This is a genomic window from Varibaculum cambriense (assembly GCF_022133705.1).
Lineage (GTDB): Bacteria > Actinomycetota > Actinomycetes > Actinomycetales > Actinomycetaceae > Varibaculum > Varibaculum cambriense_A.
The window spans coordinates 14,906-29,484 of the sequence record NZ_JAKNHJ010000010.1 but is presented as its reverse complement, the minus strand read 5'-3'; the positions used below and the strand labels follow the sequence as shown (position 1 = coordinate 29,484).

The window sequence follows — 14,579 nt, the reverse complement described above, 5'->3', positions numbered from 1 at the left end:
TTCGCTAATGTTCGCCAATAAACTGAGTTTTATTGAAACTGGTGAAAGGTATGGTTATGACCCGTATAGTTGACAGCGCAGATGTTTCCCCCGAAGCTCAGATTGGGGAGGGATCCAGCGTTTGGCATTTGGCGCAGGTGCGTGAGAATGCCAAGCTGGGGAAAAACTGCATCATAGGGCGCGGAGCCTATATCGGCGAAGGCGTACATATGGGCGATAACTGCAAAGTGCAAAACTACGCCCTGGTTTATGAGCCGGCATCCATAGAGGACGGAGTGTTTATCGGGCCGGCAGTGGTGCTGACCAATGATCATTACCCCCGGGCGATTAACGAGGACGGTTCGATTAAGTCTGCTTCCGATTGGGAACAGGTGGGGGTCACTATTAAGCAAGGTGCGGCAATCGGTGCGCGTTCAGTGTGCGTAGCTCCAGTAACCGTCGGCGCCTGGGCACTGGTGGCGGCCGGCTCAGTAGTCACCAAAGATGTTCCCGAATATGCCCTAGTAGCCGGGGTTCCAGCCCGCCGCATTGGCTGGGTAGGGCCAGCCGGAGTAAAACTAAAGTCAGTTCCGGGCGAGGAGGGCGTGTATGAGTGTCCCCAGTCTGGCAAACGTTTCCGCCAAGTATCTGAAAACAAGTTAGAGGAAATCTAGACGAGGTATTTGCGGTGGGCATGCGTCGCGGTTTCGTTAGGATAGTTTCTCGGATCTATTTGCCTGAGGCTGCTGCTGCCTCTTTTCGCTTGGCGGGGGTAGCCAAGGCTCTACGGGAAAAGGGCATAGAAGTTGAGGTAGTGACCACTACAGCGCCATCGGGTCTGCAAGTTGCCGATCAAGATCGGGTACGGCGTTTCCCGGTACTGCGCGATAAAGAAGGATATGTACGCGGGTACCTGCAGTATCTCAGTTTTGATATTACCGCATTTTTTCGAGTTTTATTTTCGCCTCGCGCTACCGTGACTTTGGTTGAGCCTCCCCCTACCACCGGATTTTTCATGCGGATTGTCAGTAAACTCCTGGGTGTTCCCTATGTGTATTACCTGCCAGATCTGTGGGGGGCAGCCAGTGCGTCTTTCGCCCCAAAAATAGTGGTTAAAGTGGTAAAAGCTTTAGAGGCATTTGCGGTTAGGGGAGCAGCGGCTGTCATCGCAGTTAATGAAGAGATTGCTGAGACTGCGCGAGCAATGGGTGCAAAATCGGTGCATCTGATTCCTAATGGAATAGATACTGATACCTTTACCGATGAAGTTGAACCGATATCTCGCGTTGAGAGAGAAAATATTTGTTTAGGGGACGCGCCCTATTTTATTTACACCGGTACCGCATCCGAATGGCAAGGTGCCAGCATCTTTATCTCTGCTCTGGCTCAGGTTATAGACAAAATTCCTCACCATCTAGTGTTCCTCGGTAAAGGCAGTGACTGGGATTTACTTAAAGAACAGGCAGCAAAACCGGAACTAAAAGGGCGGGTGCACGTCCTGGAAACACTTCCTCCAGGTGAAACTGCCCGCTGGATAGCGGGTGCGGATGCTGGGCTTGTATCTATAAAAGCCGGAGTTGGATACGACCATGCCTACCCTACGAAAGTGCTCTCTACCTTAGCGTGTGGAACTCCGGTGATTTATGCGGGGCCCGGACCGGCACGTGAAGATATTGGAGCTCATTGCCTCGGGATTTGCGTAGATTACTCTGCTATCAGCGTGGCAAAGGTCTTTCAGGAAATCATTAATTTACGGTCTAATGTCGTAAGTTTCGCAGAACTGCGACAATGGGTGCTAGAAAATAAATCTTTAGCTAAGAGCAGCCAGAAAGTTGCTCAAGTTTTAAAAAATAACTCTGGCAAGTAATTTTAGTTAAAACCTATCAGCGCTTCAGCCACTCAGTTTCCAATACTTTAGCACTCATAGCCCCAGTATGAATCTTGGAAACGTATTCTTTCTGGGCTTTCAGCAAGTTTTCTCGCATGGAATCATCCGCGAGTGACTTTAATACTTCGACAAGAGTGTCTGGATCTGCTTGGACGATAGGTGATTCAATGCCAGTTTGTTGCTTAATAACTTCTCGCACATGCGGACTAACATTTGCAACTGCTAGGCACCCTGAACATATAGCTTCCAGTGCGGTTACCCCATAGGAGCCTAAAGTTAATTGCTCAACTAAGACATCTAAACCTGAGAGAATCTTGGGCATAGCTGCTCGTGGAATTCCCTCAAGTAGCTTTGGCTCGATTAACCCAGAACCTGAAAATTCATCAAAAATAGGATGAATATACTCGGTACCCTTTAACCATCGTCTGCTGGGGATGTGCCCAACTCTGAGGGTTGGGTGCACTTTGGGAACAGGTTGCTTAGATATCCATTGTTCTGGTTTTACTACCAAGGGACACCAGTGGGCATTTGGGAGATCGTCCAACAAATCGGGAGTAGTCACAAAAATCGGTATCCCTAGGGACTCGATTAATTCGCGATTGGCGTCTGCTTTGCGTTGCAGCAAAACGGTTTGTTGATTTGTATTTGCGAAAGGCGACCACTCATGGCGTTTGGCGTGACCACTCGGGTTGCGAGTGTCAGATCCGTGAGATAGAAAGGCAACCGCTATACCTCTTTCCTGCAACGCACGGACTTCGCGGTATACGTTGAAATTGAAAAGCCGACCAAATAGCGAATTTTCTGCCTCTATCAATACATGAGTAAACCCGCATACTTGCTCAAACTGTTTCTTGGCCCATTCTTTAGATAGCGCGTAGGTTCCATAAGTTACCTTGCTATCTGCATTGAAACTCAAGACTCCCCCAAAATCAACGGTCATCGCATGAGCTGCCACATCACTAAGGTTGTCTTCTAACGCTCGAGCCAGCTCCCATCCTTGCCCAGCAAGATTAAAAGGGGCAATAAGGACACGGGTTGGAGCTTTAGGAACAGTAACAGTTTTTGGGTTCTGTTCAGCGCGATAACCACGCAACCTTGTAGCCAGCGGGAATAAGTAGGAGCCGGGGCCAGCGGTCTTAACAACCTCAAATATAAATGAAGCCGGAAGTTTTGAGATAAGTTTTTCCCTAATTCTGGTGATATTGATAGCCATCAGTCGATTCCTGTTTTCGCGCCTACATATTCAGCAGCTCCAGGAGGACATAAGGTTTGTGCAACCTGGCGAGCACGGGTTGTCCAAGTATTTTCCATGGCTGCAGCAGCTGCTTTAGCTGCTTTTTCTGCTATTTCTTCTGGATGTTCTTGCAAATGCCTCAAAATGTTGGCGATAGCTTCGTCCTCATAGTCAACTACCCAGCCGGCATCGTATTTACTGACTATCCGAGCCGCTTCGGTTCCGGCGCTGACCAGAATAGGTCGCCCTCGGGAAATATATTCGAATAACTTTACTGGGGCTGCAAAGTCACGATAGGGGGTAGGCTCAACCAATAACACCGCAATCTGAGATTGTGCGTACAGAGGTGCCAGTTGCCAAGAATCCAAATGATGTGGATGGATATTTTTTGATTTCAGGTTCGAATCAGTCTGGATAGCTGTCTTCCATTGTGGTTTTCTGGTAACCAGCTCTAAGTTTATGTTGGGGTTACCCGCGACAGCTTTTATCAGTTTATCTAGGCGGTAGTGACCTCCTATGCCTCCGACATAAAACAAACGCAATGGGTGAAGTTGCTCGGGAAGGGGGAGGACGCTGTCATCGTCTCCGGCCGGGGGTAGAGCACTGAATGATTGGGCCGCATCCAGCCCCATTACCTCCGCCATTTTTAGAGACGGCAAGAATAAGTGAGCGTTATTTCGTTGATATCCGCACATATCTAGGCGGTGTAATAGCGGCGAAATTCGACCGATTAGATCTTTTGCCGCGAACTGGGGGAAACGCCAATAAATATCTCTATAAAAGACCCCGATAGGGATGTTGTGCTGGTGAGCCTGACGCATTATTCGATAATCCAGCGTTGGTGCAAAGCCATCTTTAATACTGGTAGCAAAGAGGTTTGGTTGGGTGGAGTTCTCAGAATAAAAAAAATCTGGGCGCAATCCTGACTTGAGAGTTTTTCGTAAGGACTTTAAGGCCTGTCTCCTTTGCGGAGTAGTTCCAGAAACGTCGATGACATCGTAGCCGAGGGTCTTAAATGCTTCTCTCATCCGCAAAGGACGCAGACGTGAGGCCGAAGTCGGGTTCGTTTCCATGGGATAGGGAGCGTGAAAAATCATAACTTTCGACATTAGCTAGGCCCTTTCTCTAGTTTAATTTCCCTCTTAGGCAGTTTAAATATCTATCTATGTCGCGTATAAAGGGCATATGCGAAGGAAGCCACATAAAACAGCGGCCAATGTGTCCTTACTAGACGTTTTGCAGTGGTTTCGGGAGTGAACGGAATAGTCAGCAGTTGTTTATCTATTCGAGCTAATACTCCGGTGTGTATCAATTTAGTTATCCGCATTTTCCGGGGAATACCCGACCATGATGCGATTAGATCACGGCAGTTAAAGATATTTAGCATATTGACTCCGGCGAGTCCGTAGGCAATATCGCTTTGCACTCCCCAGCGGCAGCAATCATTCTCCAGAGCTACTAAATCGAAAGTGTATTTTCGCATCGACTGCGGAATACCGTCTAGGTAGTTTTTAAGAATTTGTAGACTAATTTTGCTCGAATTGTAAATACGAGCGCGAATAAAACAAGGTCCTGCTAAACGGGTAGGAATGGCGTTACCGGTTACGCTTTTACCAACTTGATCAATGATATTGCCGTTTATTAGGGCTCTGGAACCAAAGTGCTTCCTATAGGTGTGAGCCAAAGAAAGGACATAGTCGTTGGCATCAGATCCTATAAGGCTACTTATAGTGTCACGTTGTTCAACCGGCATATCTTCATCGTGCAGAACCGTGTGCGATAAGTCGTAAGTGGCACATAACTGTTGTGACCTAAACAGATCTGGGGTTTCTGCACTGAATCCATCATGGCGGAAAGTAAAACATGGAAGCTCTGGATTTACCGTTTTCCCTATCGCCATATTTAGTCGACTATCGTAGCCAGCAGTCAAAGGACATACCAGGTCGTAGTAATGAGAATATTCCTTGAAAATATTCTGTGCAGTTATAAAGGTGTCTTCAATTATTTCTTCCGCGTTATTCTGGTGTGGCCTATGCGGCCAGGGTTGACGCCGTGCCTGCATAGTTTGTAAATCTAGTAGGTGGTTTGGCAACAGCACCCTGATATTCTTCGCAGCGGTGGAATCCGCAGGATAGGGCTGACCCGATGGAACACCAGCGGAAAGTTTATTCCATCTTTCATCAGTTAATGCCACCACTTGTCGCTCCACTAATGGTTTAGTAACTGCAATAGATAAAAACTTGGGATCAGTGGAATAGTAGGTAGCCAGCGTACAGGAGGCATCTCCCCACAGCCACAGCCTGTCGTTAATTTTTACGATAACAATGTATTTACCGGCGAAGCGACCCGCAGCAGCATATATTTTCGCTACTGATTTTTCGGAAGAAATTTTCGCAAGGTAGCCAGGAATTTCTTCACGCGAAAGCTGCGCACGTGAATCAATACATAACCCGACGATGAAAACCTGTATTCCGTTTTTTTCATCCGCACCTTTCAATACCGAAGTATTCGACGTGTAATTTAGGACTGCTTTATTGGATATTGTTTGGTGACATGAAAACTCTGAGTCGGGATTAGAAGTTAGTGAATAGGTGAAAACCGCCGTCGTGAGTAAATCTTTTTGAGTTACGGTTTGCAAAGTCATATATAAATATCCTTAGATATGCCTAGATGAGCGATTTCATAATCTGTTCAATGTTTTTCGCCTCATTTTCGAAGCAAAGTTTCTGGGCGGCACTATTTGTATTTTGTTTAAACCCAATAATTTGATCTCTATCCAGCGAACGGAGTGTCTCAACAATATTTTCGTTGGAGAACCCGGAAGATACTACCCCTACCTGGAATTCCTCTACGATGTTTGCCATTTCCTTTGTCGGACCAACTGCAATAGCCAGGCGTGCCTGGATGAAGTCAAAAATCTTATTTGGCAATGCCAGTTCGGCGTTGATGGAATAGGGGGGAATCCAATAGATCCCCACATCGTATTGATTTAGTGCTGTGGGAAGCGCAGCCGGTTTTACTGGGGAATTGAATTTTATCCGTGGGCAATCTTTCGCTTGTTCCTTTAGCTGCGAAAGATACTTTCCTCTATCGTTGCCAGGTACTAGATAGAGGTCTAGGGTAAAACGTTCCCCCGCAGCCTTGACTGCAGCAATCATATTTTCGATGTTTCGTCCGGCAACCGCACCTCCTGAGTGAACCAGCCGGATCGGACCATCGTTCGGGTTTTGTGAGGGAGTTAAGTCTGCAAAAGGTGCCGCGTTTCGAATTAAGGTCGGTCGTACTCCGAAATTCTTGTCGTATAACTTAACGATCTCCTTGCCAACAGTGCTTACTGCCTGGCACCTGGGAAGATAAGTCTTACAAATATGAGTCATTAAGGGAGCAACTAACAACCGCCAAGAGGTAACGTGCGTGCGTTCTGCGGGCGCCCACTCATGCATATCCGCCCAAATAGGCTTTCCCCGAGCCACGTGAAAGGCTAAAGGTAGCGCGCGAGCGTCATTGGCGACTACAGCATCGAACGTGCGATCCCCTAAAAGACGGATTGCTTCTTTATTGCCGGGAGCCGCTAATTCGGCCGCTTTATGCATATGTAAGGCTAATTTTAAGACGCCTAGCGGCGTTTGCGGCAGCGAGGGATAACGGTCAGCTATCTGTAAATGCTCATCTACAAAGGCTGGTTTCGATCCATAACCGATAGAGGTCACGTGACCGAAAGGACTGATTGCACTTAGTTCCCTTAGTACCCGAGCATCCTTGGCAATATTCGAAAAGGAAATCACCAGTATTTGTTTTTCGCTCATACCCTCAAATATATCGAACCAATATGCTTGTTAGGTATTAGATAGCTGTTAACAGCAATCCTGCCGCTACATTTGCTGTTGGAAGAAACAGTTAATAATGAATTACCCAATACATCTTGGCGGGATGAGGGTGTCTTCCCCCCAGTTTCCGCTAGTAAACGCTTTTGTCCACAGGCCTAAGGTGGAAGCGCCACTTAGCATCTTGCATAGCTGCCCGGTTTTTCGAGAGGGAGTGAGGGCTTCAAAAGCCATTGGGTGATCAAGCATTACCTGAATAGAGCGGTATCGGTTAAGAACTTTATCTGCGCGGATGTAGCGCATAATTTTCAAAAGAACATCTTTGAAATGGGCATTCATCTGGGTTGCAGGAGCGTGAAAGTAGTTCACTTCCTTACCTGATTGCTCAGCATAAATCCTATTGGTGAAGTCGGCATACCATTTGCGGTCAATGGTTAGAGTTTCACTTCCCTGTAACAGCGCATTCCATACTTCGGGTTCTAGCATGGGTAGAGCCCAGGAATAATTGAAATACTCATAGCTGCACATTGAATTGTTTATATATTTGGCTTGCCGTTCTTTAAGGTTGAACCACTCAATGAGTTCCTGAATGCTGCGTGCGTCCTTTGGGTAATTTACATACTCAATTGCTTCCTGTAAGGCATCTCTCCAAGCGCTAGTCTTGCCTACCTTAGAGCTGCGTCCTTGAAGAAAGGTGTGATGAGCAAGCAATGCCTGCTGGATTTGGGTAAAGTCAGCGTGAGTGGTAATCAATTCCTCGTCATGAGTGTTTCCTACGATAGTATGTCCAGGTAGGAAGATTGCGTCCTGATCGACTAGTCCTTGTTTACGCATAACCGATAGGGCGTACCAGTCCTGAATGTGGGGGAGTGAAGTGCCCTTCCAGGTGGCACGTAAGAAATCAGCTGAGTGGCTGCGCCAAGCCTGGCGAACTTTCTGTGGATTCAGTACCACGTTGAACCATTCAATTCCTAGAGCACTTGCTACCTGCTCAGAAATAGAGGTTTCGGGGGAGTCAGGCTTGCCATAGGTAAAGGTTTTTATGTTTGGGGCTTTTAACTTTTTCAGCCATGCTGCTAATAGTCTCGAGTCAAGTCCACCAGATAGGGGAATAACCAGTTGGCGTCCTTTAGAATTTTCAAGTAACCGAGTTAAAACTGTATCCAGAGAATCGGAAAATGTCTTCTCCAACTCTGCCGGAGTGGATGTCGGATTTTCTGAGTAATGATAAGAAAATAAAGGCCTGCGCTTTACCTGCCCATCTGGGGTGAGAGATAAACATTCGGCTGCCTGGGTAGCTGAAACATTAGCCACAAGAGTTGACGATCCTAGAGTGAAACCGGCGCACTCAAAGACAGTATTTTGCTCACGGTCGCTTTCCCAGGGAATTTGGTAACGAAAAGTTTCTATGTCGTCGGTAATCAGCCAACGCCCATCTTGGTAGGTGAAACATAGAGGGTGGGAGCGGGTGCGGTCGGTTGCTATTGATACTTTTTCATCGAGCTCTTCAACTATCGTCCAATGCCCCGGTAAACCAATTAATGAATCTTCTGTGAGTTTCGCGGGGAGCGCTGCAACTTGCTCCTGGGTAGGAGCAATCATCGACCAAACATGTCGTTTGCCAGCGTTTGTAGTGTGCCAATGTGGAGATTTTAATATGAGCTCGGTGTTTCGCACTTTTTCTTCCAGTCAGATCGCGTGTTGCACTTAGGAATTCCTTTATTGCCTACCCTATAAGATGCAGGCTAGAACTTATTGGTTGGCGGATAATCACGCTCTTTCCAGCTTCTCCGCAGTAGGGGATTTCCCCGTTCTACAATTCCATAACAAAGCTATCTCTTAAAAATAATAAGGAGCACATTCCTACGCCTAAATTTTAGCTAAGGACAGGTTCCTCGCGATGGGGGGCTTCTCATGCAGAATAACTACTAAACAGCATGTCCACAACTTTCTCAGCGGCTTTGCCATCCCCGTAGGGCGTTGCGCTTGTAGTTTCAGCTTGAGGCCGCTGTGCGGCCTTTATCAGGGGAGCACCGGGCTCAACTAGCTGGTTCCAGCCCAGTTCTACGGTTTCAACCCACTCGGTCTCCGGACGCACCGTGGTACACATGGTTCCCAGTAAGAACGCTTCCTTTTGTAGCCCCCCCGAATCTGTTACTACTCCTGCTGAGTGTAGGGCGGAGGCTACCAGTTCCGGATAGGCGAGAGGGCGATGTGCAAGTAGGTTCCTGCGTCCCAGTTCAATACCGTGTTCTTTACACTTTGCCACCAGCCGTGGGTGCGCCAATATAACTGTCGGTAAATCTAGGTCAGCTAAGGAATTGAGGATCTGTTCAAGGCGGGCTTTATCGTCGGTGTTATCAGGGCGGTGAATGGTGGCCAGCCGATATGCGCCCTCAGAAAAACCAAACTCTTCCATGATCGGGGAGGGCTTATCCTTAACCTGTTCCTTAACCTGTAAGACCACATCGGTCATCACGTCTCCGACGACTACGGTGCGCTCCGCTAGGCCTTCGTGACGTAAATGTTCGGCGGCAACCGCAGTGGGAGCCAGTAACAGGTCAGCGGCGTGATCGGTTAATACCCGGTTGTGTTCTTCGGGCATTCGCCGATTAAACGAGCGCAGCCCAGCCTCTAAATGGGCTAACGGTAGATGCAGTTTCACAGCTGCCACTGCGGCGGCCAGGGTAGAGTTCGTGTCCCCATAGACTAAAATCCAATCCGGTTGATATTTCTGCAAGACCGGTTCGATTGCGATCAACATTTTTCCGGTTTGTTCTCCATGGCTTCCGCTGCCTATCCCCAAATGCTCATCTGGGGAGGGGATACCCAGGTCACGGAAGAACACGTCCGATAGCATCGGGTCATAATGCTGCCCGGTGTGGACAATGATGTGTTCCACCCCCTGTTTTTGCATCGCCTTCGCGATCGGGGCAAGTTTAACGAACTGGGGGCGCGCACCAACTACAGATAAAACCTTCATAGGGTCATTCTATGTTTAACTGCCACAGGAAAGAATCTAGCTTAGGTGGCGGGTTTAGTTTTCAACATGCCGCGATCAAACTTCTTAGCAACATCAAACGCCATTCCCAGCATGAAGAGCAACATCGCGGCCATAGTTAAGCTCATGATGGTTACGGTTTGCAGCATGGGGAGAGGAGAGAAAGCTAAAATTAATAAGGGAATAGTGCAATAAACTATGGAGAAAACTAACATTCGTCCCTGAGTTTCTGTTGCCAAATAGATATTAGAGACAGGAGAAGTAACTACTGTTACCAAGATCCAAGGGGTAAGGGCACGTGCATAGTATCCGGCTTGATCCCATTGCGGACCGAAGAGAAACACGAATAGCCACGGTGCCAGTAGAAAAACGAGGGCAAAAATCGGAATAGCAAAAAGTATTAGTTTTTTACTGACTGTCCTTACCAGAGGTGTCATTTCTCCAGGCTTGGCAGTAGATAAACGTTGGTAAAACACCTGAGTTATTGAAGCGGTTATAAACCCCATTGGGACTTGCAGGATTCCCTGTGCTTTGGTGAATTGCCCCAAAATCCCAGCACCTGCTAGGCCAACTATAAGACTCATTCCATTGTTGCGGACACCTTCCACGAGTGCGTTAGGGCCGTTTAGTAGCGGCATCTTTCGGTAGCGAATGGCAAGGGTACGCATAGGAGGAACTTCTTCTGATGGATTAAAACGTAGTTCTTCGCGAGATTTCCACAGCAAGATGAATAAAGCGAAAGCTTGACCGGTGATTGTTCCTAAGAACAACCCCACCACGGAAGGAAAAATAAAAAAGAATCCCAGCTGTAGCATCGCAACCCCAGTGGTTTGGATAACTCTATTTATTGCGATTAGCTGGTAATTGGTTTTTCGGGTGAGCCAATACTGCAGATTCGCTAGTTCTGCTATCTCGTAGACGGAAATACCAGAAAAAAAGAGACAAATAGTTAGAGGCTGGGAGTGGTAGGTTTTCCCTATCCATCCCGCGCTCGCGATACATAACAGAGAAGTTATTATTGAGATAAAAACAATGCATCTACGTGCTAAACGTTGGATTTGCTTAGCTACTGTATCCGATTTTGGAAGAACTATTGCTAGGTCATAACGTAACGAGGCTATTGTCGCGGCCAATGCGGTTATTGAACAAAATATTGCAAAATGTCCGAAATCGTTAGGGGTATACAGGCGGGCTAAAGGGATAGATAATGCAATTCCTATTACTTGGGCTACAGCGGTTCCAGTGACCAGAGTTAGTACCTGACTAATAAACTTGTTTCGCCGCAGGGGACCAAGGATTGCTTCAAGTAACCTTCGCAACTATTCCTCCTTTCGATTCTGTAATTCTGAGGTATACCCCAAATCTAGACGAGCATCTCTTAAAACCGGGAATTTTTGGCGCTAAGTACAAAACTTCATGCTAAATACCCCGCCGTATCTTTGTGTTCATTATTATCAATGCAGCCTCAAGCTTTTGGAATGTTATGTAACTCTCTGTCAGTTTGCTACCTGGTTTCGAGAAAAACTTTGTAGCTTGCTGCTAAGCACATGGGAGAAGGCTGTATACGACATAGTTTCCAGGCGTTGTGATTTTCTGTGGTAATAGATTTGCTGCAAAAACTTTCTTGAGGGGGTGTTTGCGCCTAACTATTAGATAGATACTGCGCGGCAATTCTTTTTGCTAGGCAGGAGAACCTTCGGTCAAAAAGTTGAACGACAGATAATTCATGTAAATATTTAAATGTGAATGTCAACGATTATAGTAAGAATATGGGTACAGGTAAGCGTTGCAGGCTTTTTTATTAATTGCACTAAAAACACGGGGATTGGCGTCATCGCTGCTGTGATGGCCGTACTGCTTCTAATCATGGCTAACTCGTTGCCTACCGGCAGAATGGCTGCACACGTTACCGAGTCCATTCCTATGTATATTCATGAAGGGGATTATCCGAGCGAAGTACCAGGATCGCCAGGACGCGTGCGCGATAACTTTACTGAAGCAATTATGTTAAATATGGCTATATATCCCAGTTCCAATAGCCCTTTCCAGAATGCACTATCTAGTCATCTACTTGCAGGAGACCCCGCCTCGTCAGTAGACACGGCTCGAGTAGTAAGTCTTAAATATGCGTTATCTAATTTTAGACGATCCTAAGTATGTTGCCAAGGCAGACACCTACTCCAGATATTGGCATGGTTATTTGGTGCCATTAAAGTCTCTACTTTTAATATTAAATACAGCAGAGATTAGATTTCTTAATCTCGTGTTTCAACTAGTCCTGGTTGGGATGAACTGCGCTCTTATAGCTAAAAAAAATAAGCCCAAAATGGCATTGGCCTTTCTAAGTCCTTATGTACTTTTGAATCCAATAGCGACACCATTAAGTTTTCAATATAACAGTGTTTTTATTGCACGACCTTGGGAACGTTGGCGGTTTTGGTAGGTCACAATTATTTTCAAAAACATAAACTTTGGCCGGACTTTTTCATGATTCTAGGAATGGCGGTTTCATTTTTAGATTTTTTAACCTATCCGGTCTTAGCGTTAGGTATCCCTCTCGTTATGTATGTAATAGTTCGCCAAGAAGCCGGTATTCTTAAAATCATCGGACTTTCTTGTTCTTGGGCTGCTGGCTATATCGGATTTTGGTCCCTCAAGTGGATTCTAGGTGCAATTTTTGCTGGTAAACCGCTTAGTAGCGTTAAGGAATATATACTGTTCAGATTGGATAGTTCGGGACGGGGAGAAGATCTTGCTAATCGGTACGCCTTCAACCGTTTAGACGGTGTTAAGAATAACGTAAATGAAGTTACTTAAAGCTCACCCATAATTTTAGTAGCCCTGATTGTTCTTTTACTGTTGTTATTATTGATCATTCTAAGAGTAATACAGTTCGATCGTTCAACAGCTTTCGCCAGTGGGTACAATCTGTGTATAGCTATAATTGCGATGTATCCCTTCATCTGGTATCTCCTGGTACTCAACCACTCTGCCATTCATTCATTTTTTGTGTACCGCGATCTGGGGGTGTCGTTATTTGCGGTCTTAGTAATAGCGGTACAGTTTATTTCCAAACGCTCCAGGGCGGGGGAGAATATCGGGAATCTTTCAAATGTAAATACGTTATTTTCCCGGATGCGAGATTAAGGGTGTAATCGCAATACAAAGCAGGGATTCGACAGACAAACCTACTTTCCTCATCAGCGTTTTTGGGTTAAGACCCCAAAATCTGCGCAACTAATCCTCCTACGTTGTTTCATACCTGGTGTACACCTCAAATTTAGACGACCATCAATCAAAATCTGGAATTCCCTTCCTATTGCTTGCGGATATTTCTAGGAAAATGAGTTATTAGAAAACTATGTTCTTCTCGCATTTTTTGATGAATAGAGCCGCGGGTGCTGAGCCTCCGTTCTCGTTTTTGATATAACGGGAGAGATCAAAACAAGCAGGCTCGCAAATCTCACGGATTCCGAAAGGAAAAGCAATGGTATCTTCGGCGGTGAAAAAACGTCCTCGCCTGGACTCATTAACGGGTTTGCGCTGGTGGGCTGCTTTCGGGGTATTTGCCTATCATATGGCGAATCTAGCCCCGCTTCGACATCAAAATTTTTTTAACGTTGGATACACAGGAGTTTCATTTTTCTTTGTGCTCTCAGGATTCGTTTTAACTTGGTCACAAACACCCGCCACTGGTGTGAGACAGTTCTGGTGGCGTCGCTTTGCCCGGATATGGCCGGCTCACATCTGTGCTTTATTGCCATGCGTCGTCATCTTTTATTCCTTTCACCCCGATCCCAATAGTCCCTGGGTAAAAGAATTTTCAGTTCCGATTCTTTTGCTATCCGTGGTTCTTCTCCAGGGTTTCTTCACCAACCCGGTGATTCTATTTTCCGGAAACCCAGCTGCTTGGACACTGTCCTGTGAAATGTTTTTCTATTTTTTACATCCGCTAGTCAGTCCTCGCGCGGGTATGCATAAGAAGCACTCTGTTTTAATGCTGGGAGTAGCACTGTTGGTAGGAATAACATTTTGTCTACTTCGTTGCAAAGGAGTAATCCTGCCGCCACCCCTTGAAAGGCTCTGGGAGTTTTTCCTTGGGATGGCTTTGGCGCATCTTATGCGAAAAGGTACCCGAATACGATTTCCTGCCTGGACAGTCTACGGGTTACTAGGATTCGTAGTTGCCTACTATTGGATTCTTAACTCGCATTTTGGGCAAGCCACCGGAATCCTTTTCACCAGCCTACGCATTTTTACCCCGGTGATTCTAGCCAGTTTGTACACCTTAGCAATTGGGATTTGCGCAACCGCTGACTTGGATAAAAAACGCTCACCATTTCGAAGGTGCCTATTGGTTACTGGAGGTGAGTGGTCTTATGCTTTCTACCTGGTACACGCTACAGTTCTTTACGGAGTGCGCAGCCTCACCGGGGTGGTGCCCTGGGGTGTGTACACTATTCCACTTTGGATTGGGGTATTTCTTCTTTCTCTACTGGCTGCAGGATTACTGCACCTTGCAATCGAAAAACCTATAGAGAAAAGAATGCGCAGATGGGGCGATAAAAAATTCCCTCCTAGAATGAGCTAAGGAATTTGTAATCAGGTGTCGACCCTAGTCACTGGAACCGCCTTAGCTCATGGGGATTGGAG

Annotated in this window: 11 protein-coding genes; 4 read left to right on the top strand and 7 right to left on the bottom strand. The window is 46.5% G+C overall.

Translation table 11 applies throughout. The features are described from left to right. Nucleotides 1–56: 56 nt before the first annotated feature. A complete protein-coding gene (locus tag L0M99_RS05910) occupies nucleotides 57–653 on the top strand; it encodes an acyltransferase (RefSeq protein WP_238128068.1) in 597 nt (198 codons plus the stop codon). Nucleotides 654–673: 20 nt separating this feature from the next. After that, nucleotides 674–1,846, top strand: a complete 1,173-nt coding sequence (locus L0M99_RS05905) for a glycosyltransferase family 4 protein (RefSeq protein ID WP_024059701.1) — start codon at nucleotides 674–676, stop codon at nucleotides 1,844–1,846. Between the two features lie 16 nt (nucleotides 1,847–1,862). Here the strand turns inward: L0M99_RS05905 and L0M99_RS05900 are convergent, their stop codons facing one another. From L0M99_RS05900 to L0M99_RS05870, 7 genes are all read right to left on the bottom strand, one after another. Further along, a complete protein-coding gene (locus L0M99_RS05900) occupies nucleotides 1,863–3,080 on the bottom strand; it encodes a glycosyltransferase (protein WP_024059700.1) in 1,218 nt (405 codons plus the stop codon). After that, nucleotides 3,080–4,210, bottom strand: coding sequence for a glycosyltransferase family protein (locus tag L0M99_RS05895; RefSeq protein ID WP_024059699.1), 1,131 nt, complete (start codon nucleotides 4,208–4,210; stop codon nucleotides 3,080–3,082). Before L0M99_RS05895 ends, L0M99_RS05900 begins: the two co-directional genes overlap by 1 nt. A gap of 50 nt (nucleotides 4,211–4,260) precedes the next feature. Further along, nucleotides 4,261–5,745: a hypothetical protein gene (locus L0M99_RS05890; RefSeq protein WP_024059698.1), complete on the bottom strand. Its 1,485-nt coding sequence runs from the start codon at nucleotides 5,743–5,745 to the stop codon at nucleotides 4,261–4,263. 22 nt (nucleotides 5,746–5,767) lie between these two features. Continuing rightward, nucleotides 5,768–6,907 (bottom strand): hypothetical protein, encoded by a 1,140-nt coding sequence (locus L0M99_RS05885; RefSeq protein ID WP_024059697.1) that lies wholly within the window; start codon nucleotides 6,905–6,907, stop codon nucleotides 5,768–5,770. Between the two features lie 102 nt (nucleotides 6,908–7,009). Next, nucleotides 7,010–8,602 (bottom strand): asparagine synthetase B family protein, encoded by a 1,593-nt coding sequence (locus L0M99_RS05880; protein WP_024059696.1) that lies wholly within the window; start codon nucleotides 8,600–8,602, stop codon nucleotides 7,010–7,012. A gap of 235 nt (nucleotides 8,603–8,837) precedes the next feature. Beyond that, complete coding sequence (gene wecB / locus L0M99_RS05875) at nucleotides 8,838–9,908, bottom strand: non-hydrolyzing UDP-N-acetylglucosamine 2-epimerase (RefSeq protein WP_024059695.1); 1,071 nt, start codon at nucleotides 9,906–9,908, stop codon at nucleotides 8,838–8,840. Between the two features lie 41 nt (nucleotides 9,909–9,949). Next, nucleotides 9,950–11,245: a lipopolysaccharide biosynthesis protein gene (locus L0M99_RS05870; RefSeq protein ID WP_024059694.1), complete on the bottom strand. Its 1,296-nt coding sequence runs from the start codon at nucleotides 11,243–11,245 to the stop codon at nucleotides 9,950–9,952. A 1,099-nt stretch (nucleotides 11,246–12,344) separates the two neighbouring features. Between L0M99_RS05870 and L0M99_RS05865 the strand changes: the two genes are divergently transcribed. Beyond that, nucleotides 12,345–12,743 carry a hypothetical protein gene (locus L0M99_RS05865; protein ID WP_238128067.1) on the top strand — a complete coding sequence of 133 codons (399 nt, stop codon included), beginning with the start codon at nucleotides 12,345–12,347 and terminating at the stop codon, nucleotides 12,741–12,743. Nucleotides 12,744–13,413: 670 nt separating this feature from the next. Further along, on the top strand, nucleotides 13,414–14,517 hold the full coding sequence (locus tag L0M99_RS05860; RefSeq protein WP_024059691.1) for an acyltransferase family protein: 1,104 nt from the start codon (nucleotides 13,414–13,416) through the stop codon (nucleotides 14,515–14,517). Nucleotides 14,518–14,579: the final 62 nt, after the last annotated feature.

What these genes read in the sequence shown, in the direction of transcription:
- L0M99_RS05910 (WP_238128068.1), top strand. Translation starts at nt 57, where the DNA reads ATGACCCGTATAGTTGACAGCGCAGATGTTTCCCCCGAAGCTCAGATT.
- L0M99_RS05905 (WP_024059701.1), top strand. Translation starts at nt 674, where the DNA reads ATGCGTCGCGGTTTCGTTAGGATAGTTTCTCGGATCTATTTGCCTGAG.
- L0M99_RS05900 (WP_024059700.1), bottom strand. Translation starts at nt 3,080, where the DNA reads ATGGCTATCAATATCACCAGAATTAGGGAAAAACTTATCTCAAAACTT.
- L0M99_RS05895 (WP_024059699.1), bottom strand. Translation starts at nt 4,210, where the DNA reads ATGTCGAAAGTTATGATTTTTCACGCTCCCTATCCCATGGAAACGAAC.
- L0M99_RS05890 (WP_024059698.1), bottom strand. Translation starts at nt 5,745, where the DNA reads ATGACTTTGCAAACCGTAACTCAAAAAGATTTACTCACGACGGCGGTT.
- L0M99_RS05885 (WP_024059697.1), bottom strand. Translation starts at nt 6,907, where the DNA reads ATGAGCGAAAAACAAATACTGGTGATTTCCTTTTCGAATATTGCCAAG.
- wecB (WP_024059695.1), bottom strand. Translation starts at nt 9,908, where the DNA reads ATGAAGGTTTTATCTGTAGTTGGTGCGCGCCCCCAGTTCGTTAAACTT.
- L0M99_RS05860 (WP_024059691.1), top strand. Translation starts at nt 13,414, where the DNA reads ATGGTATCTTCGGCGGTGAAAAAACGTCCTCGCCTGGACTCATTAACG.